Origin of the sequence: Psychrobacter sp. L7, assembly GCF_002810365.1 — a bacterium.
In the GTDB taxonomy this organism is placed as follows: domain Bacteria; phylum Pseudomonadota; class Gammaproteobacteria; order Pseudomonadales; family Moraxellaceae; genus Psychrobacter; species Psychrobacter celer.
Genome location: NZ_NEXR01000003.1, coordinates 242,469 through 267,067, shown reverse-complemented (window position 1 = coordinate 267,067; position 24,599 = coordinate 242,469). Strand labels below are relative to the sequence as shown.

Genomic DNA, 24,599 nt, shown 5'->3' with positions numbered 1-24,599 from the left:
CTGCCCTATTTTTAACTTATAACACCAAAAACCCTTAATTATTAATTCATAGGATATTTATATGGCTATTAGCTTAACAAAAGGCGGCAACGTAAACTTATCAAAAGAAGCGCCAGGCTTGACCAACATCACAGTCGGTCTTGGCTGGGATCCGCGTGCGACCGACGGTCAAGAGTTTGACTTAGACGCCATCGGCTTTTTGTTGAATGAAGCGGGTAAAGTTCGTAACGATCAAGACTTTATCTTCTTTAACAACCTAAAGTCAGACAACGGCGCGGTCGAGCACACCGGTGACAACCGTACTGGCGAAGGCGACGGCGATGATGAAAAAATCAAAATCAACCTAGCCAATGTCCCAGCGGATGTTAGCAAAGTCGCCATCTGTGCCATCATCTATGAAGGCCAAGCTCGTAACCAAAACTTCGGCCAAGTGGGCGACGCTTATATCCGCGTGGTCAATGATAATGGACAAGCCGAAATCGCTCGCTACGACCTATCAGAAGACGGCAGCACCGAGACGGCTATGATCTTCGGTGAGCTATATCGTCACAACGGCGATTGGAAATTCCGCGCGGTTGGACAAGGCTTTAATGGCGGTCTTGGCCCATTAGCGGCTTCTTATGGCGTAAATGTATAACGCCATCGTTTAACCTTATCTGGGTTTAAACTTATCAAGATCTAAACTTATCAAGGTTTAAATCTATCAAAGTTTAAACCCTCCATCGTCGCAGTCACCATCTATGCAGTTACCATCTATATAGGACTGCGGCAGCAAATAAGCCATCAAGTGTGCTCATTTTTCACATTTGATGGCTTTATGTTTATTACGCAGCATAAAGATGATCTATCAGCCCCTGTGACATCGTCTCTATCAAAAAGATTAAAAGAAGGATTTGCCCCCTATGGCCGCGACATTTAGCTTAATCGGTACCATTGAGCCTTTTTTGCACTGCAATCTAAAAAAGGGCGACTCTATTTATTGTGAAGCCAACGCCATGGTCATGATGGAGTCCAATCTTGAGTTAAAAGGCAAACTACAAGGCGGGCTGATGCAGTCGTTGATGCGCCGCTTTGCCAATGACGAATCCCTATTTCAGCAGCAGATAGAAGCGACGGGCGGCGAAGGAGACTGCCTGCTTGCACCAACGCTAGATGGCGATATGCAAATCATCGAGGTTGGCAAGCAGCAATACACACTCAGTGATGGGGCTTTTGTCGCCGCGCAAACAGGCGTCGATATCAGAGCCAATATCCAGCGCAACCTTGGCGGCGCAGTATTTGGCGATACCGGCGGCTTTATGGTGATGCAGACCCAAGGCCAAGGTCAAGTGGTGGTATCAGGTTTTGGCTCGCTGTTTGAGATTGAGGTGACACCAGACAAAGACGTCATCATCGATAATGGTCACGTAGTCTGCTGGGACTCAAACTTAGACTATAAACTGTCGGTGTCGACCAGTAAGAAAAAAGGCATCATGAGCAATATCATCAACTCCGTCACCAGCGGCGAAGGTATGGTGCTAAACTTCTCAGGTAGCGGCAAAGTCATCATCTGCTCACGCAACCGTGACAGCTACCAAGGCTGGCTACAAAGCATCCTAGGCACTAGCTCAGGCGGTCGCGGCGGCGGTGGTGGCTTTTTAGACAATATCTTATAGCGCGGCGCTGTTCGTTTTTACTCACAATTATTATAAGGACAATCTCATGGCAGTTAATCTACAAAAAGGGCAAAAAATCTCTTTAAGCAAAGAAGCTGGCGGCGAGCTGACACAAGTCAAACTGGGCCTCGGCTGGGATGTGGCACAAGGGCCTCAAGCACAAAAAGGCGGGTTTTTGGGTAAATTGTTTGGCGGTGGTAGCGGCGGCGACTCTATCGATCTTGACGCCTCTTGCATCATGTTCGACAGCAGCAAACAAGCCGTCGATGCGATTTGGTTTAGCCAGCTAAAATCAAAAGACGGCAGCATCGTCCATACAGGCGACAACCGTACTGGCGATGGTGACGGCGACGATGAGGTCATCAACGTCGATCTCGCGCGCGTCCCAAGCAATGTGACGTCACTGGTATTTACGGTCAATAGCTTTACCGGTCAGACGTTTGAGACCGTCGAAAATGCGTTTTGCCGTATCGTCAATGCCAGCAATAACGCTGAGGTGGCGCGCTATAATCTATCCGCACAAGGCGGCCATACTGCGATGATTATGGCCAAGGTCTATCGTCATAACGGCGAGTGGAAGATGCACGCCATCGGCGAGACTGCCTCTGGTCGTACCTTTCATGACTTGATGCCTGCGATTACCCCGCATGCTTAATAGGTACTATTTCCATTTACTATAACTGTTTTTGTTTACAAAAAATCAGCCCGTCTATTTATCATAGACGGGCTGATTGATATTTGAATACTGATGCTTCAATACTGATACTTGAAGATTGGGATTAGGTCTTACTTACGTCCACGCTTCCAGCTAAAGCCCCAATGAAAGGCCTTATCCATTTCTTGGTGACCTTTAAAGTATTGGTTGATACGCTCGACATTGATGCTGCCTTGCTGATTGACCAGTCGCGCGATGGCACACATAGGCAGGTTGCCGGTGCCTTCTGTCAGACGAGTCTCAATCGGTGGCTGCTCTGGCACGTGAATGGTCACTACCCCATCGGTTTGGGCCCAGTTTGGCACACCCTCATAAATAAAGGCAAAAATAAACACCTCCTCAATCTGCGACCACTGTTGGCCATTGATATCGAGCCATTCACCGCCACTCACCTGCCCGGTTCTATCGTCAGCGCGCAAGCACACATAAGGCGCCGACTGCAAGCTACCAAAGCGATTGCCCAGTGCTTGAATCAGGGTTTTTTCGCCATTTTTTAGATGAATCATCGCACCGACATCCAAATCGATGCCGCCAGATTTGTGCTGCTTAAATAAATCGCCTAATAGCCCTTTTTTGGACGTTTTTTGATCGGCATTTGGCCGCTGGTTCCAGTTGAGATTGACCGCGATTTTGCCAAAATTGTCGCGTTTTTTTAGATTGATGCTGGACTGATTTTTGGTTAAGGTGATTTTGTTTAAATTTACCGTAGGACTGGCGGGTATCGGCGGCGGGGTGGCCTGAGCAGGTCGATTGGGTTTTTGTGTATTGATCGCTTGTGCTTGAGTTGCTGCTTGGCTTGGCACTGGCGCTTCATCGGCAATCTCGACCCCGAAATGCTCAGATAATGGCTTGAGACCGCCATTAAACCCCTGCGCGATAAAACGAAACTTCCAACTGCCCTGCCGGCGGTAGCATTCGGCCAAGATAATGGCTTTTTCGGAGCGACCAGTACCATTTAGCTGGCAGGTCAATAATACTTGGCTGCCCTGCAGTACCTGAATATCCACATCACCGATTTGCGCCAGCGTTTGCTCGCTAGAGAATGCCAAAGCAATCTTGTCGATATTGGCAGGCTGCGCGGGCAAATTGATATCAAAAAACCCATCGCTGTCATGCCCGCGAAAGCTGACATTGCCGTCGTCGCTGCGGGTCTGGCCATAAAATATCATATCGCCATCACCGCGTACCTTGCCATCGCTAGTTAAGCGATAGGCGGCGCAATCTACCGCGTTTTGGCTTATGATACGAATACTGATATGGTCATTGGGTAATGGCGCGTTGGCACCCGCCACCAATTGTTGCGGTTGGTTTTGGCTCATATTCTGTCCTTCTTATAAGTAATAATGCTTATTTTTTATTGCTTAATGGATCATACTAGGGCATGTCTGCATTTCAAAATGGTGATAAAAATGAGATAAATTGCGGTCAAACAAGGAAAATAGCGCCGTTAGTATCGGGATATTGACCAGCTATTTGACGACATTTGGCAAAATTTGGCCATCTTTAGCCCGTTTAGATAGCTATCGCGTGAATCGAAGACACGCCTTATACATTGCCCTATAGTAGCAGTCAGTTGAAAATAAGCCCAGTGCTACTGATATTAAAGTACGCTCACTATCCCTATGCCATAAAATGCTGATAAATAAAGCTCTGATAAATAAAGTGCTTGAGAAACAGTGACGATCGAATCACGATATTATCCCCCTAACCCTTAGCATCTGAGAGACTCATGAACAACCCTGTAAACGCTACTCATCACTCAGCGCCCCTAGCCGTCTGGTTGGCTGAAGGTCAATCCAGCCAGCGCGATATGCTCGCTAGCCTGCAAGCTCTAAAAACCAAAACGAGTGCACCACTGCATATCATTGCTTCACATCGCCATGATAGGCCTGAGATCTTTGCGCTGGCCGATACGGTGTATCGTGAGCCTTTAACGTCTGCAAGTGATGTTCCTAAGCAAATACCTCCTTTTGATGTGCCGCGCTGGCAATTTGTGCTCGAACAAGCCCAGCAGCAGCAGGTCAAAGTCCTTTTGACTGGGCGCAACAGCATAGACTACGAAGTAAAGCGCGACGCGTTTGCGGCGGCTGGCATCCGCCTACTGACAGGGGCCACCAGTGTCGATGCCCTAGCGTCTATTGATGATAAGTTTGCCTTTATGCAGCACTGTCAGGCGCATGACATTCCTGTGGCCGAGGCGTGGCGGTTTGATACCCTAGCCGAGCTTGAAGCATTGCTGGATAAATACGGCGATCAGCCGCTGTGTGTTAAGCCGGTCACAGGTATTTTTGCCCAAGGGTTTTGGCGGCTTGATACTGGAAAGGCAGCAGCTGACCTTTATGACAGCTTTGAGCATCTGTACTTTACTGAAGAGAAAAAAATTAGCACCGAGCAGTTTTTGCACGCATATAGCCATAGCCAGATGGTGCATGAGCACCCTATCCCTATGTTACTGATGCCCTATCTATCAGGCCAAGAATACTCTATCGATGTGGTGTGTGAATACGGTGAGGTGCTGGCGGCCGTTACACGCCATAAGACAGGAAAAATCCAGCATGTCGGCTACGATCAGGAGGTGATGGCAGTGGTGATTCCATTGATTAGTGCCTTTGGCTGCGACGGTATCGTTAGCGTCCAAACCAAGGCTGATAGCGACGGTCAGCACCGTGTCCTTGAGATTAACAGCCGCCCCTCAGGTGGTATCGGCTATACGGCGCACAGCGCTGTCGACTTGACCCAAATTGGCTTTGGTTATTGGCTGGGCCTGAGCGACAAGCCCAAACTGGCTGACGTCATTGAGCAAATCACTCCCTGTCAGGTGCGCTCTTTGATGACCAGTGTCAAAATTAAATAAAACTGCTGTTTATTACCCTTGATGCAGACCCTTATTTTAAAGATAATTGCTTTAAAATAAGGGTCTGCATCAAAAAAAGTTTTTAGAGCGTACTCTAAAAACCTTTTTGCTTAAAGCATGCCTTCAATTGAATTGATTGAGCTGACGACACGCCCTAATCTCATCGGGCTGCAGTATGAGATATCACTCACCAAATACCAGTGCTGCCTTTTGCGGCGCATTTTTAGAGGCAATGACCCACAGCAAGCTTAGGACGATGGCCGAGCCGATAAAGATAAGCATCGATGACATAAAAGCGTCTGAGCTGCTATGCGCCATAGACATCACCTCACCCGTATGAGCCATTTGCATCTCCATCGCGGCCATACCTGTGTAGTGCATCCCGCACACCGCAATACCCATGATAAAGGCACTGCCAAAACGTTGTAGATTGCCGCGCAGATTAAAGGCCAACCATAGCGCAGCGATCGATGCGGCAATGGCAATCGCTATCGAGGTGAGCAAAAGCGGGGTATTATAGGACATGGTTGCTTCCATCTGCATGGATGCCATACCGGTATAGTGCATGGCGGCCACGCCAAGACCTGTCAATATCCCGCCGCCGAGCAGTTTTGCCACACTTGGTACACCGCGGCCAACGATGACCACACCAACCGCCACAAACAGTACCGCCAGCAGCATCGACACAATCGTCAAACCCAAATCATAGGTCACTGGCATCTTCATATCCACGGCCATCATACCGATATAGTGCATCGACCAAATCGCACCACCGATGGCGAGCGAAGACAGTGCTACCCAAAAGTACAAGTCATTGCCAGGCTTAGCAGACGGAACTCGGATGGCCAAGTTTAGACCAACATACGAGCCAAACACAGCGATGGCATACGAGACAAGCACCAACATTAGGTTATATTCAACTTCTATCATTTCTTCGCCCTTTACATTTTTATAAACAGTGAGCCCAAGCCATTTAAGCCACTTAAGATGTGTATGAGTCGCCGTACTTGAGACGCTCATTACTTTTTTGTCATAGGTGTTATTTGACCCATGAGTGACTTTTACCAGATAGTAAACTCGCAAACATGGGTACTGCCCGCACCGCAGCTGGTTTCTTCTGCGCGCACTCTGCCCACCGCAGGGTTGCTTGCCAAAAAGCCTTCTATATACCCCACCACAAAGTGGCAGCCTGAATGCTGATGCTCGGATGACTGACAAAACGGACATTTCACCAAAGTAATGGCATGGTCACGGGCCTTAATTTTAGAAAACACTTTGAGTGCAGGCACCAACTCGCGGCTGATGGCAGCAGACATCTTGAGCGGACTACCAAGCGCATAGTCACGCTGATAGATACCGCCGCCAACCTTGCGGCCCAGCTCATGCATGGCACTGACGCGTCTTTCGGCCGGCAGACTGGCTTTGTACTGAGTGACCACCTCGGCTATGTCTGGATACCGCGCACCGATAACGGCCAGTACGCTTTTTTCGTCTATTGTGGGCGCAGTAGGTGCCGATGGTATCGGAGCTACAACCGGCACCGCCGCCTCGTCTTCCTCAATTTCCAGCTTAAACAGCGTACACCCGTCGATGGCAGACAAGTCAGCGATCAAATCCGCTTGCGTCTTCGCGACTTGGCTTTTAGCCACCACCTGTATGATGTTGCCGCCATTGCTTGACGGCTCTTGTCTTTGTGAGACAAGCTGATAGCCAGCTTTGATCAATGGTGAAATCACATTGACCAAACGGATGCGTTCCGAGGCGGTTTCTAGTGCACAAGAGAATCTCAACGCTCACTCCTTTTTAACAATACAGCCAAACTTTTTCGTGCTGAGTTATTTTGGTAAACTGCAGCGCTGATTAGGTCACCAAAATATCGCCAGACATACAACTGTTTTGCGACTTTTTTAACGTATCAATCAGCAATAGCAGTATTGCCAGCGAACACATGGTTTTTTATATATTAGCTGCTCAAAATCTCATTACTATCTGGTTACTTTACAGAAGTAATTTTGGCTGCATTATCAATGAATACATATTGCCTCGCAAGCAGATAGCCGGCATTGACCGATAAATGGCAAGATTATCCGATAGGTGGCTAAACGCTCACGCGGAGGGTGGGCTTATTGTTTAAAAATCGCCATAAGGCTTGAATGCCATGGCTTTGGTGAGGATTTGTTATCATTGGATACGTGGCGCAGGTCAGGCATTATCACCTTTATCGTATCGTGGCTACCATTATAGGCGGCGGTTTCTTTATTAATCGCTAAGACTAAGACGAATAAATATGTGAATATTACAACTGAAACATGATCAATAAAGAACTCGCTTTTTGGTTAAAAAACGGTCAAAAAATAGCCAAAAATGACAGCGCCCGACTATCATCATAGATGTCTACAAAACCTAAACGGCGACCGCTGATTTCAGTTATCATGCGCCTATGGTTAACCTACAATCAATCGAAAATAAAGCACTTATATAAATTTACACGCGCTGATGCCGCGCAAAATGAGTGCCAGTCGCACATGACATAAAGTGTGCCAATGTAAGGCCTCCGTGTAAAATTTCAGTATAAAAACCAAGTATAAACCTAAGCATATTTGAATAACTCTAAAAGGAAAATGAATGCCAAAGCAGCGTACCACCATCGAGCTACCTCGCGGTACCCTTGATCTCACGTATCAGACCAATAGCCATAACGGCCATGCAGCGTATCAATTAAATGATTTATTGGGCTTTGCTCAGCGCATCAATCCTAAGCGCGCATTTTTGTTTGTCTCAAAAGTCTTAGGTCGCCATATTCCTGTCGCTCCCAGCACCATGCGTACCGCTTTTACTGATTTGGCCGCGTTGATTCCCAGCCATTTGCCCGAGCCTATTTTGGTGATTGGTATGGCGGAGACGGCGGTGGGTCTATCAGCAGGCGTGCATCAAGCGCTGCAAACCCGCTACCCCAACGCGCTACTGCTCAACTCCACCCGTCACGCCCAGCATAGCGCTGACGCCGCACCTAACGACAGCGCCTGCCTGCTGACGACTTTTAGCGAAGATCACAGTCACGCCAGCCAGCACTTGATTTACCAAAGTGCAGATCAAGCGACGCAAGCGCAATTACTTGCGAGTAAGACGCTTATTATGGTCGATGACGAGGCCTCGACAGGCAACACCTGCGTCAATGTCGTCACCGCCCTACGTCACGCTGGTCTTAGTCAGCTAGCACAAGTACATCTGACCACGCTGGTTGATTGGTCACTCAATCAACAGCAAGAAACCACGGATACCGCAGACACTATATCTAGCCGCCTGCCTGATATTGATTTTTATCGTCATCACTTATTGTCTGGCGCATGGACTTGGACAGATGCCCCCAATCCTGAGCCGATCACGATGCCAGCCGTCGATACCACCGAAGCTGGTAGCCAGCCGTTAGGTGACACTGGCAATTGGGGGCGCTTCCCAACGCTCGATAGTACAAAGGGGTTTGATCGTTATTTGGCGCACTTCCAAACGGTATTTACACGCTTTCGCGAGCAGATATCACCCAGCCAGCCTCAGTGGCCTGCGCGCATATTGGTATTAGGCAGTAATGAGTTTGTTTGGTTGCCGTTTTTGTTGGCAGAGTGGCTAGAAAGCCAAACGCAAGCTGCCGTCAAATTTGGCGCGCTGACACGCTCGCCGATTGCTCTTGGCGGCGCGATCGGTACGATGCTAAGCTTTCGTGATCATTATGGTCTTGGCATGACCAACTTTGTATATAACGTCGAGCCAAAGGCGTGGGACTTGATTGTACTGTGTGTGGAAACTGCGGCTGATAGCGTCGATGAGATGTGGCAGGATTTAGACAATGTACTGATAGTAGGTGGTAAAATATGAGCACGATGTTTTTTCAACCCAGCCCTCATATCGTCAAACCCTACGCCCTTATGGATCTAGACGATACGCTATTTCAAACTCAGCGCAAAATTGATGCATGGCAGCTGCCTACCGCTGCACCTGAACACTTGGTCTGCGCCTCCGTCAACAAACAAGGCGAGCCGCTGAGTTTTATGAGTCAACGGCAAGCGGCGTTTTTTAATTGGTTACTTGCCAGCACTGAGCTGATAGTGGTCACAGCCCGCGATCGTCATGAAATCAAACGGGTAAAACTGCCGTTTGATAGCTGGCAAATACTCACCCACGGCGCGGTTATTTTAAGCTCTAATGGCGAGCCACTAGGCGCATGGCAGCAGCATATGTATGACGCACTGTTGCCTCTGCAAGACAAGCTGGCGCAGCTAAGCGCGGTATTTACCAAGCATGCGCAGAGTGCCAGTAGCCATTTAGTGTTTACCGCGCATCGCGACCGCTTTGGGCGTGGCAGCGCTCATCAGGACTTGACAATTTATCTGGCGATCAAGCATGGCCAAAAAGACCATCAGGCGTTGGCAGCGCTGGCAGAAAAACTGCCAACGCTCATACGCGGCTTTGAGACAGACTTTTATGTCCATGTAAATGCCAATAATTTGGCCATCCTACCGCATGCGGTGCATAAGCGTCATGCCGTGCAGTTTTTATTAGCGCAGCACCTAGATGCTCAGCGTCCTAGCTTTGGCTTTGGGGACAGCTTGGCCGATTTGCCATTTTTGCAGCTGCTGGACTGGTATGGCATGCCAAATCACGGTCAGATGCATGACAATATTAGCCGCTAACGGCCTGTAGATATCGTGAATAATGACAATCGCTTATATAAGTAACTATCTTTATGACCCATCCTAATATGCAAACATTCGCACAATACGGCTCAGGCAGCTACCTGCCCTCTGATGTCACCGTACTACTCGACATCGTCGACAAACAAGCAGTCGCCGATGTCCCTGTCAGCCAAAAAGAAGCGCTGATCCAAAGTGGCCAGCGTCATTACTCTGATATGCTGACACTAGAGCAGGCACCGACCGCCATGCATGAGCAGCTGTATCAGCAAGCACTAGCGCAGGGTGCAGATAGAACGGCAAGCGATATCGCTAATTTGGCTTATACATTGCACGATATCTTTGGGCAAACAGTGGATAATGAGCAGCCGCTGGTACTGGTCAGCTTAGTGCGGGCAGGTTTGCCCATCGGTGTGTTATTGCAGCGTGCCCTATCAGATGGTGACAGGTCAGATAGCGATAGCAGCTACGCTTTGCCTAGTGTACATTATGGTATCAGCATCATCCGAGATCGCGGGCTTGACCCTGTCGCGCTGCAGATGATACTGGACGCGCATCCAAGCAGCCCGATTGTCTTTGTCGATGGCTGGACGGGCAAAGGCGCGATTTATCAAGAGCTTGAGCGTAGCTTGCGGCCTTTTAATCAACCCAATCAGCCGCACTTTGCCAATATTTTTCATCAAGGCGCAAGCGTCGTCCCTCTACTGACGTTGGCCGATCCTGCAGGGGTGGCGTGGCTGGCAGCAAGCAATGAGGACTGGCTGATTCCATCGGGACTATTAAACAGTACTGTGTCGGGACTGATTTCTCGCAGTTTGTATACCGAGCCGCAGTCAGGACTACACCGCAGCGTGTTTTATGAGGAGCTGCGTGCAATCGATCACAGCCTCGCCTTTATCGAGCAAATCGATCGTGCGCGGCAAACCCTCCAGCGCCCCATGCAGTGCTTGCCGATGTATCAGCAGCCACGCTATCGGACCGCAGGTTTAATCGATAGCATTGCCACCGACTATCACATCACCAACCGCAATCGCATCAAGCCAACCATTGCCGAGGCTACCAGAGCGATACTACGCCGAGACCCTGAGCGTATCTTACTGGCCTGCGCCGATCATCCCGATACGCTACTATTACGACATTTATGTCACGAGCGAGATATCCATATCAGTGTATTAGGTGATAAAATACTACCCTATCACGCCATCACCCTTATCAAACAACGCAGCAAAGACGACTGTTAATATACATAGTCATATCGCTTATACTAGGGCGTGTCTTCAATGACAACTTTCATGATTTACGGGTTAAAAATGGCTATATTTATGCCAAAAGGTGTCTCATTCTTAGCTAATATACTGATATGAGCTTTGAGCTGACCCTAACTGGACAAAAATATATCTCATTTTTAACCTCATAGTTCCATTGCAGACACGCGCTAAAGCCAGCTTAAAAAAGCGCTATCCTAATAACATCGCCGCGCTGGTCTATGTTTTTGCTTACTCAGCCTATCGTGTGAGAAGTAAAAACATAGACCAGCCGTCCTGTATTGTTTTTTTTGAGTGAAACGATGATAACGTTTTACCCTTTCATTCATCACAACTACGATACCCATTATGTCCGATATACCCAAAAACCAATCAAACCTATACGCGCACACTCAATCTTATGCCCACCTCATCACCGAGCGCCATGCCATGGTGAGACCGCATACGCATCACCCTTATCAGCTCGGTGCTAGCCTGTATATGCCGGCCACGCGCCAAGACATCTGGCAGGTCATCAAACGCGACAAGCTACCGACGATTAATAGTATTATCATTTGTCTAGAGGACGCTGTCGGTCATAGCGATGTCGAGCTGGCACTCGAGCGCTTACAAGACTTACTAAACACGTGGGCTGAGCATGTCGATACAATCAATCAACCCTGCAAACCAGCGGCGCTAGAATCCCAGCCGCCCGCCCAGCTACCGACACGTCCCTTGGTCTTTGTGCGTCCGCGCAGCCCAGCGATGCTACAACAGCTCGCAGACTACGCTCATATCGACCTTGTCGATGGTTTTGTATTGCCAAAAGTGGATATGTATAGCTTGTCCAACTGGCGACTGGCTTGTCAAAATATTAGCAGTACCCAGCTGTTGATGCCGACGCTCGAGACCGCAGCGCTCTTTAATCCGCGGCACAACCAAGAGCTGGCCATCGGCTTTAAAGAAGCCTTTAATCAGCCAGTCTTTGCCCTACGTATCGGCGGCAATGACTTATTTGCCGCGCTGCGCTTACGTCGCCCAAAAAACAGCATCGTCTATGACACCCCTATTGGCACACTGGCCTATCAGCTACTCGGCTGCTTTGTACCGCACGGGTTTTATCTGACAGCGCCCGTCTTTGAGTATCTAGATCAGCCAACGCTGTTTATGCAAGAGCTGACTCGCGATGTCAGCTTGGGTTTAGTCGGCAAGACCGTCATACACCCAAGCCAAATTGCGTTGGTGCAGCAGGCGTACTGCGTCTCTCTTAGCACCTTAGATGAAGCACAAGCGATACTGCATAGCGAGGCCAAAGCGGTATTTAAGTACAATAACACCATGCTCGAGCCTGCCACGCATCGTGCTTGGGCGACAGAGATCGTCAACCGCGCTGAGGTGTTTGGCGCGATAGATGATAGCAGTAGCGAGTATCGCGCTCGCCTCTAGAGATTGGGGCGTGTCCTTATGGTAAACACACTGATAAAATCAAGATAAATGATACGCACATATCAATCAAAAAAGCCGCTACCACAGCTGTGATAGCGGCTTTTTGGGTGTTGTACCAATGCAAACGCTAAGGCAATATTAGACGCAGCACTCTAAAAACTGGCCAATGATGCGATTGACCTGCTCAGGCTCTTCCACAGTGGCGGTATGGCCTGCACCTTTGACAATCGCAAGCTTTGAGCCTTTGATAGCAAAATGCATACGCTCGGCCTTTTCATACGGCGTTGCCGCATCCTCATCCCCGACGACGATCAAGGTCGGCGTGGTAATCGCACCTAGCTGATCGTAAGTACCTGAGCGCTCAATCACCCCCATCGTCGCCTTGATGACGCCGCCCTTACGATTGCCTTGTAGCATCGTGAGCCACTCTTTACGCTCAGACTTGCGCGACTTGTCTGCCAAAAAACTACTGCCAAACATAATCGGCATCACTTTATTACTGACGCGCTTGATGCCCATCCAGCGTATGGCTTTAACCAGCTTACGATACTGCGGCACGTTTTTTGGGTCTTCTGGATCGGCTGACGTCTCCAGTAAGATAAGTGATAATAAACGCTCTGGGGCTTTGATGGCGATACGCTGAGCCACAAACCCACCCATTGATAGCCCGACAAAGTGACACTTTTCGATATGTAGCGCCGCCAGCAAGGCTAATGTGTCCTCTGTCAGCGTGTCCATATCGTAGCCTGACTTGGTGATCTGCGATTGGCCTTGACCACGAAAATCATAAGCAATACAGCGATAGTGCTCTTGGAAGTATGCCACTTGCTTGTCATACATCTGGGTATTCCATAACAAGCCATGAGCAAACACCATGACTGGTTTTTGCTTATCATTTGGCGCGCTGTCTTCGTAATAAATGTCTGTGTTATTGATATGGATCGTTGGCATAACCACTTCCTTGTCTGATAAATAAGAGAGGTTGGTGACTTATTTTGGGTATTGACAGTTTAGCATATTTGACCTTTATATAGCCGTGTCTTTAGCGCCCACAAAACTTGCTTTTATAATCAGAACAAGCTGCTATAGTAAGTAATCAAAGCCGCTGATCCACGCCGCCGCCATCTACAAAGGCGGACGCTACAAGCCAATATCGTCAATCGCTATACATGATACCGCGAGATGATAAGTTGTTTTTTGTCGCATCAAGCGGCGTAGGCATAGCGCGCCAGAAAAAAGCGTTTCATTGAGCAGCTTGAGCTTGCTAGCCATGTGTCTGATTTATCTTCTGATTCATCTAGCGATACGATTAGCCAACGTCATAAGACCATTCATATAAGGAAATCCAATGTCATCCTCTCTTGTTGAGTATCAAAGCGAAAACCATATCGCCACCATCACCCTAAATGACCCAAAGAGTCTCAATGCCTTTAGCACACCACTAAAAAAAAGCGTATTGACCGCCCTTGAGCAAGCCGATGCTGATGACGACGTTCGAGTGATTGTCCTACAAGGCGCTGGCGGTAATTTTTCTAGCGGCGGTGATATCAAAGAGATGCTGTCTGAAGGCATCGACAAAGAGGTGATGTCCAATAAACTAAAGGGCATGGTCGAAGGCGCAGGCGAAGTCAGCTTAAAGCTACGCCATATTCATAAGCCGATTATTGCTAAATTAGAAGGTGCAGTGGCCGGTGCAGGCATGAACCTAGCACTCACCTGTGACTTTCGTATCACCGCCGACAACGCCAAATTCGTGCAAGCATTCGTCCACATCGGCCTCGTCCCTGATGCAGGCGGTGTATATTTACTAAACCAGCTGGTAGGCCCGGCAAAGACCACCGAGCTTGTGATGCTGGGCGACAAAATCAGCGCGCCAGACATGGCTGAGCTAAACTTGGTCAATCAAGTTGTGGCGCCTGCTGAATTAGATGATGCGGTAGCAAAACTTGCTTCTCGTCTAAGCGTCCTGCCAGCTCAGGCATTATCCAGCATGAAACATATGCTAAACACCCACGCCTACGCAGGGCTAAATGAAGCACTCGATATGGAAGTACAGCAGCAAGCCATGCTGGCCAAAACCGATGACTTCATCGAAGGAGTCAGCGCCTTTATCGAAAAGCGCAAACCAGTTTATACCGGTCGCTAACCCGCTAGGAAGACTCTGATAACACTCGAAATGTACTATCATCAAAAAGGCTGCCATCAGGCAGCCTTTTTTGGATGACATGAGATAACATAGGCTTTTATGAAGAGGTAGCAGCTGGCTTATAGTAATTTGGCAAAGTAAATATCTTGTCAAATACCAAGGTAAATATAAAAGTATATACCAAGAAATACAACAATAACGCCGCCTCCATCATAAAGGCTGCCACCAAACCTACATCGTACCAAAGCATATAAAGTGGCAAGCAAATCAAGACCAGCCCGCCTTCAAACCCAATAGCATGAACGCTACGAATCAGCAGTGTACGCGCTGCCACTTGCCGGCGGCGCTCCCATGCTTCAAATACGGTATTGTATAAAAAATTCCAAATCACCGCTGCTAATGACACCATCACCGCCACTGGTAACGACTCTGCAGCATCACTACCACTGAGCATCATCAATATATAGGTGGACGAGATAATCGCAATGATTTCAAAGACAGTCACATAGACTAGGCGACGTTTGAGTGGGGATAAAGTAATCAACCAAGACTCCAAAGCACCTGAATGATAAGTGCATAATCAAAGTATCGGTCCGTCCCGAGATAGAAAAGAGAAAAAAGCGCAGAGCCACGGTTTCCGCCTGCCCTTATATTATACAGAAGATAGTGAGAGAAATCAGCAGCTGCCCTTATCGACCATTTGGTCAGAAGCGCTTATTTGGCGGGTGGACCCCACTGATTGGTTTCAGGCTTGGTATCACTCGCCAAAAATACCAGTAGGATGATAGAGCCTATCAAAGGTAAAATAGAGATGAAAAACCACCATCCTGAGCGACTGGTATCATGCAGCCTGCGCACCGTCACCGCCAAGCTTGGTAAAAACAAGCCAAGTACCACTACGATATAAAACAGCCCTGTTTCTGCATCAAATATCATGCTATCTAACATCATCGCTATAAACAGTAAACCCATTTGCACCAACACAAAATACCAATATTCTTTACGTCGGGCACGACCAGAGAAGTTGCTATAGTTTCTAAGACATTTTTTAAACCAATCGAGTATGCCATAGTTTGCTTCGGCACTATGATTGTTCACCGCAGCATCTGGCAAGGGTGGTGGCGTTACTTTATCGAGCATATTTTTATTTTCCATAGGGTTTGTCTTCATGTATCTGTAAGGGTTAAGTCGCCAACCAAAAGTTTGACCAGTTCACTAAAGTATAAACTCCAAAAAAAAGTTTGCAAACTATTCAAAGTATTTTATTTTCATAAAAAAACCCCGCATCATCACGATACGGGGCTTGTTTTCAAAAAATTAAGAAGCTTTCGAATGGAAAACTAGGTCAACTGAGCAACGTTAATCTTATCCGCTTCTTCAGTGTACTCTTCCATACGATCGAAGTTCATGTATTGATAGACTTCATCGCCCATGCTGTTTAGCATGCCAGCATACTGCTGATACTCGTCGTTGGTAGGCAGTTTACCCAGTACCGCGGCCACTGCTGCAAGCTCAGCTGACGCCAGATAAACGTTGGCGCCTTGACCGAGACGGTTCGGGAAGTTACGAGTCGACGTCGATACCGCAGTAGATTTCGGTGCGATACGTGCTTGGTTACCCATACATAGTGAGCAGCCTGGCATCTCAGTACGAGCGCCGGCTTGTGCGTAGACGTTGTAGTAACCTTCTTCCATCAACTGGCGTGCATCCATCTTAGTTGGTGGTGCGATCCATAGACGCGTCTTCAGGCTACCTGCTGGTACGTCTTGTAGCAATTTACCTGCCGCGCGGAAGTGACCGATGTTGGTCATGCACGAACCGATAAATACTTCGTCAATGGTGTCGCCAGCCACGTCAGCTAGCGTTTTTGCATCGTCTGGATCATTCGGGCAGCAAAGGATTGGCTCTTTGATCTCGCTCATATCGATGGTCATATCGATGGCGTATTCTGCATCGTCGTCAGCACGCATGAGGCTTGGGTTGGCAAGCCAGTCTTGCATCTGCTCGATACGGCGGCTGATCGTACGCGCATCGCCATAGCCTTCAGAGATCATCCACTTAAGTAGGGTGATGTTTGAGTTTAGATACTCAGTTACCGACTCTTCAGATAGCGTGATGGTACAACCAGCAGCACTACGCTCAGCGGAGGCATCAGATAGCTCAAACGCTTGCTCAGCGGTCAAGTCTTCTAGACCTTCGATCTCAAGGATACGACCGTTAAACTCGTTGATTTTGCCTTTTTTATCAACCGTCAAGTAACCTTCTTTGATGGCTTGATAAGGGATGGCATGGACGAGGTCACGTAGGGTGATACCAGGCTGACGCTCACCGACGAAACGCACACGAACAGACTCAGGCATATCTAGCGGCATCACACCAGTCGCGGCTGCGAAGGCTACCAAACCAGAACCGGCTGGGAACGAGATGCCCATTGGGAAACGAGTATGCGAGTCACCACCAGTACCAACGGTATCTGGAAGGAGCATACGGTTCAACCAGCTGTGAATGATACCATCACCTGGACGTAAGCTAACGCCGCCGCGGTTCATGATAAAGTCAGGTAGTGTGTGCTGAGTCTCAACGTCAACTGGCTTTGGATAAGCGGCCGTATGACAGAATGACTGCATGACAAGGTCTGCTTGGAAGCCCAAACATGCCAAGTCTTTTAGCTCATCACGGGTCATTGGACCTGTGGTATCCTGAGAGCCAACGGTAGTCATTTTTGGCTCACAGTACATACCTGGGCGTACGCCTTCTAGGCCACACGCTTTACCGACCATTTTTTGTGCAAGGGTAAAGCCTTTACCGGTATCGGCTGGCTCTTCTGGTTTCGCAAATACGTCTGAATGACCCAGACCCATGTACTCACGCGCACGGTTAGTCAAACCACGACCAACGATCAATGGAATACGGCCACCAGCGCGCACTTCGTCGAGCAAGGTTGGCGAGTTTAGTTTGAACTCTGAGATGATCTCGTCTGAGTCATGCTTGGTGATTTTGCCATCATGTGGATAGATGTCAAACACATCGCCCATGTTTAGCTTATCAACCGCCACTTTTTCGATTGGCAAGGCGCCAGAGTCTTCCATGGTGTTAAAGAAGATAGGAGCGATGTTATTACCAAGTACCAGACCGCCGCCGCGCTTGTTTGGCACGTTCGGGATGTCTTCACCCATCAGCCATAGTACTGAGTTGGTCGCAGACTTACGGCTAGAGCCGGTACCGACAACGTCACCAACATAAGCGAGCGGATGGCCTTTTTCTTTGAGCGCTTCGATCTGCTTCATTGGACCGACCACGCCTTCTTCGTCAGCAGTGATGCCGTCGCGAGAGTTTTTGTGCATGGCTAGTGAATGCAGTGGAATATCAGGACGGCTCCACGCGTCTTGCGCAGGAGATAGATCGTCAGTGTTGGTCTCGCCTGTGACTTTAAACGTCGTATAAGTCGATTTTTTTGGTACTTCTGGGCGGTTCAAAAACCACTCAGCGTCAGCCCAAGACTGAATCACTTCTTTTGCGATGTCGTTACCCGCTTCGGCTTTTTCAGTCACGTCATTGAACGCGTCAAATACCAGCAAGGTTTTCTTTAGTGCATCAGCTGCTTCTTGAGCAACCTCTTCATCATCAAGCGCGGCAACCAATGGCTGTACGTTGTAGCCACCTTGCATGGTACCTAGGATTTCGACCGCTTTTTTCTTACTGATAAGTGGAGATGAGGTTTCGCCCTTTAAGATAGCAGCCAAAAATGCAGCTTTAACGTAAGCAGCTTGGTCAACGCCAGCAGGAATACGGTTTTCTAGCAGGTTCATCAAAAACTCATCTTCGCCTGCTGGTGGGTTTTTTAATAGTTCAACCAATTCTGCTACTTGCTTTTCATTCAGTGGTAGCGGTACAGTTCCTAGCTCGGCACGTTCTTCGACATGTTTACGATAAGCTTCTAACACAATAGTCGTCCTCGTCAGTTGGGGTTAGCACAATACGTGGGAGTCAGCATGACCGCCTGCGTCTGTGTACTAGATGAAATAATTATCCGTGCAATCATAGCTTAAAACGCTCTAAATGTTAATGGCTATGGCTTTAAAAGGCTCAGAATAAGGCCATATTGGACATTTATTATAAAAATAGTACCATCAATCAGAGGACTGATTATTTCCTTATCCGTCTAAAGATGACCGGCTGTCTTAGAGGTCATTTTTTGCCCGTATAATCAACATAAATGACATAACAACCGCGCTTTTAAAAATACAGATGGCCGCTTATAGAGCAACACAGACTTGAAAAAACTGCGCATACACCTAGATACAAAACACGGCGAAAAATCTCAGAGATAGCAAGTTAAAGTATCCACACCACATACAATAAACAACAGGGACGACCACAATATGGCAGACAACACCACTTATGAAAACGGCCTACAAGTACGCACTGAAGTGATGGGCGAAGCACATGTCAAACGCTCATTAGATAACGCCACTGGCTTTACCCAGCCGCTACAAGACTGGATCATCGAGCATGCTTGGGGCAGTACGTGGCAGGATGACTCGGTATTACCGCGCAAATACCGCTCCTTAATCACCATCGCCTTTTTGGTCGCACAAAAAAGCCCGACCGAGCTGAAGGGCCATATTCGCGGTGCCATCAACAACGGGGCGAGCGTTGCCGAGATTCGAGAGGTACTGATGCACAGTTTGCCCTACTGCGGCGCGCCTGCCACTCAAGAAGCGTTTCGCGCTGCCATAGAAATCTTAAATGAGCTGGACATTGATATAGATATTTAAAACTATGGTGATAAGACATTTCATAGTACTCTTAACGATATTGTACAAAAACAGACTGTCAAATCCCTGCTATAATACCGACACTCATAAAACATTCTGATCATTCCATAAACCCTTATACTATAAAGGGTTAAGAGATAACTCTATTATGACGACTGCCGTACAAACCTATGTCCCTGCTGCCAAGGCCAAACCCAAAAAAGCAGTGCAAGGCGAAAAGCTACGTGGCTATGATAAAGTTGCCCGTATTCCCATTAAGGTCATCCCAACGGTCGAGGCCAAAAAAAAGCCTGATTGGATTCGGGTCAAGATGTCTTCCCCTGCGGAAGTCGCACGCATCAAAGCCACACTGCGCGAACAAAAGCTCTATACCGTCTGTGAAGAAGCTGCCTGCCCCAACCTGCCGCAGTGCTTTGCCGATGGTACCGCGACCTTTATGATTATGGGCGATATCTGTACCCGTCGCTGTCCGTTCTGTGATGTGGGTCATGGTCGTCCGAATGCGCTTGACAAAGACGAGCCGCGCCACACTGCTGAGACCATTCAAGGCTTGGGTCTTAAATATGCGGTGATCACCTCTGTCGATCGCGATGATCTAAAGGACGGCGGCGCTGGGCATTTTGTAGAAGTATTGAACGAATCTCGCGCGCTAAGCCCAAACTGCTTGATCGAGATATTGGTGCCAGATTTCCGTGGTCGTATGGAGATTGCGTTAGACTTATTGACGGAGACCCCGCCAGATGTCTTTAACCATAATATCGAAACTGTGCCGCGTCTATATAAAGCCTTCCGTCCTGGCTCTGATTATCAACATTCGCTCGACTTGCTTAAACTGTACAAAGCGCGTCGTCCTGATATCGCCACCAAGTGCGGCTTTATGGTCGGTCTTGGTGAGACAGAAGAAGAGATCTATGCACTGCTCGATGATCTCAAGGCCCATGATGTCGACATGATTACCATCGGTCAGTATCTGCAGCCCAGTAAGGATCATGCGCCTGTTGATCGCTACGTGCATCCAGACGAGTTTCAGCGCTATATGGATTATGGCAAAAAGATTGGCTTCTTTAGCATTTGGGCAGGCCCAATGGTACGCTCCAGCTACTTTGCCGATCGTCAATACTACGGTGAAGACTGCCCTGCGCCCATCCGTAGCAAAAAAGCACTCGAGGCTGAGGGTAAACTTGGTTGTTAATGCTTGAATCAGTTTTGAGCAACCATTGACCTGTGAGTTTAATAGAAAAAGGGTGAGTAACAGATTTTGTTACTCACCCTTTTTTATTTTACAAATGAATCAATCTCTTAATATAGATACCTAACGCTTTAAACCGTTAAGGTCGGTGTGGGCTTTTTGGCTGTTTTTATGTTCCAAACAGCGATAATCAGCACGATAATCCCACCTATAAACCCTGTGGTCAGTTCAGGATAAATCAGTAGTAACGCGCCGATGGCCAATATGCCACGCGTGAGTGGACTCATAGCACCCCTAAAATAGCCCTCTAGCGCCGCCCCTAAAGCAATAACCCCTGTTACCGATGTCAATACCACTGTCACTATGTCCAGAATCGGCGGCAGCGGGAAATCTTTTGCCGTGACTGCCAGACCCGTGGGATCTATCATCAGCATCGTCGGACTATAAATAAACATAAACGGCACGATAAATCCGGCCAATGCCAGCTTCAACGACAAAAACCCTGTCTTCATCGGATCACCACCAGATATACCCGCACCAGCAAAGGCTGCCAGACAGACAGGCGGCGTAATATTGGCAAAAATACCAAAATAAAACACAAACATATGCGCTGATAAAATAGGAATATCAAAACCTGCTAGTGCAGGCGCTGCCATCGTTGCGGTAATGATATACGCAGGAATAGACGGTAGCCCCATGCCGAGTACCATAGAGGCAAGCATGGTCAATATTAGGGTTAAGAATAACGACCCTGCGCCCAATGTCACGATGGATGATGTCATCACCGTCCCAAAGCTGGTTAAGCTGACAACGCCAATGATCACCCCGACGACCGCACACGCGGCCATCACCGCCAGCGACTGGCGAGCACCATCTTCTAGTGCACCCAAAATGTCCGAAAACCCCATTCTGGTCTCTTTGCGTAGCATACTAATGGCAACCGTGAAGCCAATGGTATAGGCCGCGGCATAGCCGACGGGTACGTTTTCAATCAATAAATAAATCAAAAACACAATCGGTAGGAGCATATGACCGCGCGCTTTTAATACTTCTTTGACGGCGGGCAGGTTTTCTTTGGCGATGCCTTTTAGGTCGCGGCGACCCGCACGAAAGTGCACTTGAGCAATAACGCCCAGATAGTAGAGCACTGCCGGCAATAATGCAGCTAAAGCAATGGTGCTATAAGGTAGCCCTGTGGTCTCCGCCATGATAAAGGCACTGGCTCCCATAATCGGTGGCAATATCTGCCCACCAACTGACGCGCTGGCTTCTACTGCTCCCGAAAAGTCTTTGTGATAACCGACTTTTTTCATCAATGGGATGGTAAACGCGCCGGTGCTGACAACGTTCGATAATGCTGAGCCATTGATACTACCCATAAAGCCACTTGAGATGACCGCGACCTTGGCAGGGCCGCCTTTTTTATCCCCAGCAATAGCCAATGCCAAATCATTAAACAGCTGACCCATACCAGAGCGCGCCAAAAACGCGCCAAATAAAATGAACAAAAAGATAAATGTCACCGACGCGCCAATCGCGACAGAATACAGGCCTTCCGTTTTTAAAAACAACTGACCAAAGATATCGCCCATATCATAAGGACGCGTGAGCAATCGATCAGGCATAAAATCTAGATGGCTGACAAATGGATAAGCCAAAAATATCGATGCCAATATCGGCAAAATCCAACCGGTGATACGGCGACTGCCCTCTAACACACAAATGACGGTAATAATAGAAAATATCACATCGACCGGATTGGCCATACCACCACGTGAGGTCACGATATCTTGATACTCGTATATCAGATAAGCCATGCCAGACAATGATAGCAAGAACCAAATCCAGTCATACCAAGCGACGTGCTGGCGGCTACTTTTTTTACTGGCTGGAAATATCAGAAATATCAGGGCAAAGCCAACGCCGACGTGTACAGAGCGCTGCAATAGTGCTGGCATTGGATTGAAGGTGATATACAAGTGAAAGATAGAATATAAAATGCAAATCCCAGCGATAAAATACTTAACTGGACCTTGAGTGATGTGACGGGTGATCGACTCTCGATCATACTTTTCTAATATGGCCTGATTATGAGCTTGCGCGTCAAGCTCGGCATCTACATTGGTAGCAGCATGGGTGTTGGCATGGATGGGCAGATCAGCATGATTGGCTGACATCGTGGTCACATTATCGTGATCCGTCACTTGCGAGTTCATGACAAAAGTCCTTTTGTAATCTGTCAATTAAATGGTATGTCTTGGGCGTAATCGTTACTTCAGAATAATCTGGCGCCCATTCATGAATCAAAAGCCGATGGTCGACATAATTTAGCTCACCCTTGGTCAATCTAGACACTACCCAATTAAGGCTAGGCAGTTTTTCGTTGATTTGATAACCCAAATAGCCAGGTTTTTGTATGGGTGCCAGCGCTTCAGTCGACGGCGTACCTGCGCCAAACGCTTCAAAATAGGTAGTGGTCAACAGCAGACCGTCGTCTGTACGCTGATACTGCTCCTCCCACCACTGTTTTTCTACAGAATGGATCCAGCGCAGCCCAAAGTTTGGCTCAGTAAAATAACAGGTGGTGCCATCGACTTGCACTTCGACAACGGGCTGCTGGGATACGCTGGCCCATAGCACAAAAAAAACTAGCGCAGCCATCAGTGCCGCGCTAGTTAATAACCATAGACGTTTACTTGGCTGCTTGCTCATCGTAGTACTTTTTTGCGCCAGGATGGATGGGGGCTACCATACCAGTGTTGGCAGACTCTAAGCTGATATCATTGGCTGCTTGATGCGCGGTTTTTAGGCCGTCCAAATTATCAAACAAAGCCTTAGTCAGCTTATAACCATCGTCTTCAGATAAATCCGAACGCACCAACAACGCATTCATAATCGCGGCCGTCGGTATCGCGGCATCGTTGCCGTAAGTACCCGCTGGTATCTCAAAGGTTTTAAAGTACGGTTTGGTGGTGATGATCTCATTCAACTTGTCTTGATCGATAGTAACCAGCTGCAAATCTAAGCCCTGCTCTAGCTCCATCAATGACGAGTTTGGTAGACCACTACTAAAGAACGCCGCTTCGATTTTGCCAGCCTTCATACCATCAGCCGCTTCAGCGAAGCCTAAATAGTCGACGGTGATATCATCATAAGTAATACCAAAGCCTTCTAATAGGGTGCGCGCATTTACCTCTGTGCCTGAACCTTGATCGCCTACCGCGATACGCTTACCACGCAAATCCTCGATGTTTTTGATGCCTGACTGTTGCGACGTCACGATTTGCACGACATTGGGGTATAACACAGCGATCTGCTGAATATTGTCAATTGGCTGCTCAAAGTTGTTTTTGCCGTCGACGGCATCGGTGACGACATCGCTCAACGCCAATACCATATCTACCTTGCCTTGGGTTAATAAATTGACGTTTTCAACTGATGCGCCTGTGGTCTGCGTCTTTGAGTTGACCCCAAAGGTTTTGGCATAAACCTCAGACAGTGCTGTACCAATAATATTATAAGGGCCAGATGCGCCGCCTGTGGCGATGGTGACAAACTTTGTGTCCAGCTTATCGTCTGCAGTGGCACTACTTTCTGCCGCTGCATTGTCTGTGTTTTCTGAGCTTGGAGAAGAGCACGCGGTTAGGCCTAAAACAGCACTTAACATCGCTGATAAAAGCAAAGGAGATTTTGAAGAGTTGAGCATGGCATTCATCCTTGAAATGTTTTATACGTTTGTCTAAACGCATAGTCTTTAAAAATAGATACGTTACAGACCTGTAATACTATAGCAATTCTTATGGTAAATAAACTGCCTGTGGCGACGCAAACAAATACTGCGCAAAATGCTTTCCTGTCTTACTGCATTTCTTTTATAGTAGATC

At 48.0% G+C, this 24,599-nt stretch carries 21 protein-coding genes; 11 read left to right on the top strand and 10 right to left on the bottom strand.

Translation table 11 applies throughout. From position 1 onward, the window contains the following. Nucleotides 1-61: 61 nt before the first annotated feature. The 3 genes from CAP50_RS04840 to CAP50_RS04830 all read left to right on the top strand — a co-directional run bounded on the left by CAP50_RS04840 (nt 62) and on the right by CAP50_RS04830 (nt 2,310). Nucleotides 62-637 carry a TerD family protein gene (locus CAP50_RS04840; RefSeq protein ID WP_075101069.1) on the top strand — a complete coding sequence of 192 codons (576 nt, stop codon included), beginning with the start codon at nt 62-64 and terminating at the stop codon, nt 635-637. A gap of 265 nt (nt 638-902) precedes the next feature. Next, nucleotides 903-1,655: a TIGR00266 family protein gene (locus CAP50_RS04835; protein WP_075101068.1), complete on the top strand. Its 753-nt coding sequence runs from the start codon at nt 903-905 to the stop codon at nt 1,653-1,655. A gap of 46 nt (nt 1,656-1,701) precedes the next feature. Then, nucleotides 1,702-2,310 carry a TerD family protein gene (locus CAP50_RS04830; RefSeq protein ID WP_075101067.1) on the top strand — a complete coding sequence of 203 codons (609 nt, stop codon included), beginning with the start codon at nt 1,702-1,704 and terminating at the stop codon, nt 2,308-2,310. Between the two features lie 131 nt (nt 2,311-2,441). On the opposite strand, the gene CAP50_RS04825 is transcribed toward CAP50_RS04830, so the two are convergent. Next, the gene (locus CAP50_RS04825; RefSeq protein ID WP_100749220.1) at nt 2,442-3,689 is read right to left on the bottom strand and encodes a TerD family protein; all 1,248 of its coding nucleotides are present in this window, start codon (nt 3,687-3,689) and stop codon (nt 2,442-2,444) included. A 410-nt stretch (nt 3,690-4,099) separates the two neighbouring features. Between CAP50_RS04825 and CAP50_RS04820 the strand changes: the two genes are divergently transcribed. Further along, nucleotides 4,100-5,224 (top strand): ATP-grasp domain-containing protein, encoded by a 1,125-nt coding sequence (locus CAP50_RS04820; RefSeq protein ID WP_100749219.1) that lies wholly within the window; start codon nt 4,100-4,102, stop codon nt 5,222-5,224. A gap of 183 nt (nt 5,225-5,407) precedes the next feature. Here CAP50_RS04820 and CAP50_RS04815 read toward each other — a convergent pair whose 3' ends face one another. Then, a complete protein-coding gene (locus tag CAP50_RS04815) occupies nt 5,408-6,154 on the bottom strand; it encodes an MHYT domain-containing protein (RefSeq protein WP_172953063.1) in 747 nt (248 codons plus the stop codon). A 131-nt stretch (nt 6,155-6,285) separates the two neighbouring features. Then, a complete protein-coding gene (locus CAP50_RS12670) occupies nt 6,286-7,014 on the bottom strand; it encodes a hypothetical protein (RefSeq protein ID WP_172953062.1) in 729 nt (242 codons plus the stop codon). Nucleotides 7,015-7,849: 835 nt separating this feature from the next. Here CAP50_RS12670 and CAP50_RS04810 point away from each other — a divergent pair. The 4 genes from CAP50_RS04810 to CAP50_RS04795 all read left to right on the top strand — a co-directional run bounded on the left by CAP50_RS04810 (nt 7,850) and on the right by CAP50_RS04795 (nt 12,602). Further along, the gene (locus tag CAP50_RS04810; protein WP_100749217.1) at nt 7,850-9,097 is read left to right on the top strand and encodes a phosphoribosyltransferase domain-containing protein; all 1,248 of its coding nucleotides are present in this window, start codon (nt 7,850-7,852) and stop codon (nt 9,095-9,097) included. After that, nucleotides 9,094-9,912 (top strand): hypothetical protein, encoded by an 819-nt coding sequence (locus CAP50_RS04805; protein ID WP_100749216.1) that lies wholly within the window; start codon nt 9,094-9,096, stop codon nt 9,910-9,912. Before CAP50_RS04810 ends, CAP50_RS04805 begins: the two co-directional genes overlap by 4 nt. Before the next feature lie 53 nt (nt 9,913-9,965). Next, the gene (locus CAP50_RS04800) at nt 9,966-11,153 is read left to right on the top strand and encodes a cysteine protease StiP domain-containing protein (RefSeq protein ID WP_100749215.1); all 1,188 of its coding nucleotides are present in this window, start codon (nt 9,966-9,968) and stop codon (nt 11,151-11,153) included. Nucleotides 11,154-11,525: 372 nt separating this feature from the next. Beyond that, nucleotides 11,526-12,602, top strand: a complete 1,077-nt coding sequence (locus CAP50_RS04795) for an HpcH/HpaI aldolase/citrate lyase family protein (RefSeq protein WP_100749214.1) — start codon at nt 11,526-11,528, stop codon at nt 12,600-12,602. A gap of 138 nt (nt 12,603-12,740) precedes the next feature. On the opposite strand, the gene CAP50_RS04790 is transcribed toward CAP50_RS04795, so the two are convergent. Beyond that, the gene (locus CAP50_RS04790) at nt 12,741-13,553 is read right to left on the bottom strand and encodes an alpha/beta fold hydrolase (protein WP_100749213.1); all 813 of its coding nucleotides are present in this window, start codon (nt 13,551-13,553) and stop codon (nt 12,741-12,743) included. Nucleotides 13,554-13,950: 397 nt separating this feature from the next. Between CAP50_RS04790 and CAP50_RS04785 the strand changes: the two genes are divergently transcribed. Then, nucleotides 13,951-14,748 (top strand): enoyl-CoA hydratase/isomerase family protein, encoded by a 798-nt coding sequence (locus CAP50_RS04785; protein ID WP_100749212.1) that lies wholly within the window; start codon nt 13,951-13,953, stop codon nt 14,746-14,748. A gap of 97 nt (nt 14,749-14,845) precedes the next feature. Here the strand turns inward: CAP50_RS04785 and CAP50_RS04780 are convergent, their stop codons facing one another. The 3 genes from CAP50_RS04780 to acnB all read right to left on the bottom strand — a co-directional run bounded on the left by CAP50_RS04780 (nt 14,846) and on the right by acnB (nt 18,692). After that, a complete protein-coding gene (locus tag CAP50_RS04780; RefSeq protein ID WP_172953061.1) occupies nt 14,846-15,292 on the bottom strand; it encodes a PACE efflux transporter in 447 nt (148 codons plus the stop codon). 170 nt (nt 15,293-15,462) lie between these two features. Beyond that, entirely contained in the window at nt 15,463-15,903 is a 441-nt protein-coding gene (locus CAP50_RS04775; RefSeq protein ID WP_241900648.1) for a DUF805 domain-containing protein, read from the bottom strand. A 185-nt stretch (nt 15,904-16,088) separates the two neighbouring features. After that, entirely contained in the window at nt 16,089-18,692 is a 2,604-nt protein-coding gene (acnB, locus tag CAP50_RS04770; protein ID WP_075101058.1) for a bifunctional aconitate hydratase 2/2-methylisocitrate dehydratase, read from the bottom strand. Between the two features lie 438 nt (nt 18,693-19,130). Between acnB and CAP50_RS04765 the strand changes: the two genes are divergently transcribed. Together CAP50_RS04765 and lipA are read left to right on the top strand one after the other, a co-directional pair. Continuing rightward, nucleotides 19,131-19,526: a carboxymuconolactone decarboxylase family protein gene (locus CAP50_RS04765; RefSeq protein ID WP_100749211.1), complete on the top strand. Its 396-nt coding sequence runs from the start codon at nt 19,131-19,133 to the stop codon at nt 19,524-19,526. A 148-nt stretch (nt 19,527-19,674) separates the two neighbouring features. After that, nucleotides 19,675-20,718 (top strand): lipoyl synthase, encoded by a 1,044-nt coding sequence (gene lipA, locus CAP50_RS04760; protein ID WP_100749210.1) that lies wholly within the window; start codon nt 19,675-19,677, stop codon nt 20,716-20,718. Nucleotides 20,719-20,846: 128 nt separating this feature from the next. Here the strand turns inward: lipA and CAP50_RS04755 are convergent, their stop codons facing one another. The 3 genes from CAP50_RS04755 to CAP50_RS04745 are packed head-to-tail and all read right to left on the bottom strand — an operon-like array spanning nt 20,847 to nt 24,421. Beyond that, nucleotides 20,847-22,931, bottom strand: a complete 2,085-nt coding sequence (locus CAP50_RS04755; RefSeq protein WP_198411593.1) for a TRAP transporter permease — start codon at nt 22,929-22,931, stop codon at nt 20,847-20,849. Next, nucleotides 22,903-23,427: a DUF1850 domain-containing protein gene (locus CAP50_RS04750; RefSeq protein ID WP_100749209.1), complete on the bottom strand. Its 525-nt coding sequence runs from the start codon at nt 23,425-23,427 to the stop codon at nt 22,903-22,905. Before CAP50_RS04750 ends, CAP50_RS04755 begins: the two co-directional genes overlap by 29 nt. Further along, nucleotides 23,408-24,421 (bottom strand): TAXI family TRAP transporter solute-binding subunit, encoded by a 1,014-nt coding sequence (locus CAP50_RS04745; RefSeq protein WP_100749208.1) that lies wholly within the window; start codon nt 24,419-24,421, stop codon nt 23,408-23,410. The genes CAP50_RS04750 and CAP50_RS04745 overlap by 20 nt, the downstream gene beginning before the upstream one ends. Between the last annotated feature and the right edge of the window lie 178 nt (nt 24,422-24,599).